Raw genomic sequence first — 1,151 nt, 5'->3', positions numbered from 1 at the left:
TCGCGTCAAAGCAGCGAGACCAATTGAGGTCATCGAAGGCCCTTTAATGGATGGAATGAATGTCGTAGGCGACCTATTTGGCGAGGTAAAATGTTCTTACCACAAGTCGTTAAAAGCGCCCGGGTAATGAAACAGTCAGTCGCACATCTCGTCCCCTTCATTGAAGCAGAAAAAAGTGATAAACAAACGACCAAGGGTAAAATCCTAATGGCCACCGCTAAAGGCGATGTACATGATATCGGCAAGAATATCGTTGGTGTCGTTTTACAGTGCAACAACTATGAAGTAATAGATCTTGGTGTAATGGTTCCTGCCGATAAAATACTTGCTGCCGCCAAAGAACATAATGTAGACATTATTGGAGTTAGTGGCCTAATCACACCGTCGCTTGACGAAATGGTCCATATCGCAAAAGAGCTGCAGCGAGAAGGCTTGGATATACCACTAATGATCGGTGGTGCAACGACCTCTAAGGCTCACACCGCTGTGAAGATAGAACCTCAGTATCAAAATAATATTTCAGTCTATGTCACAGATGCCTCACGTAGTGTCAGTGTTGCTACCTCTTTGTTAAGTGATACACAGCGTGACACCTTTGTCGAGAACGTGAAGGTGGAATATGAGACGGTACGCGAACGTCGTAAAAACCGCAGCGCCAAGTCCAGCTTCCTAAGCTATGAAAAAGCAGTAGCAAACAAGCTGTCACTTGATTGGAGCGGCTACGAACCACCTAAGCCGAAATTTACCGGCACCAAAATCTTTGAAGACTACCCACTTGAAGAATTAGTTGACTATATCGATTGGACTCCGTTTTTTATCACGTGGGACCTGGTTGGAAAATACCCGAAAATATTAAAAGATGAGCATATCGGTGAAGCTGCTCAGAGTCTTTTCAATGATGCACAAAAAATGCTCAAGGATCTGATAAGCAATAAAAAACTAAAAGCCAAGGCTGTTATCGGATTTTGGCCAGCAAACGCTCAAGGCGATGATGAAATTACTGTATTTGCAGACGAAAGTCGATCTAAGGTAAATCTAAGCCTGAATCACCTACGCCAGCAATCTGACAAAGCGGGCAATCAATTTAGCTTATCACTAGCTGACTTTATTGCACCTAAAGAAACGGGTCTCAATGACTATATCGGTGGCTT

Annotated in this window: 1 pseudogene; it reads left to right on the top strand. The window is 43.6% G+C overall.

The window, feature by feature from the left end:
- A pseudogene (locus tag A3763_RS19145) lies at window positions 1-1,151 on the top strand (vitamin B12 dependent-methionine synthase activation domain-containing protein); the annotation flags it as partial.

The sequence above is a fragment of the Oleiphilus sp. HI0128 genome, assembly GCF_001635365.1.
Note: the sequence above shows the minus strand (reverse complement) of the source record. Positions and strands in the feature narration are given on the sequence as shown.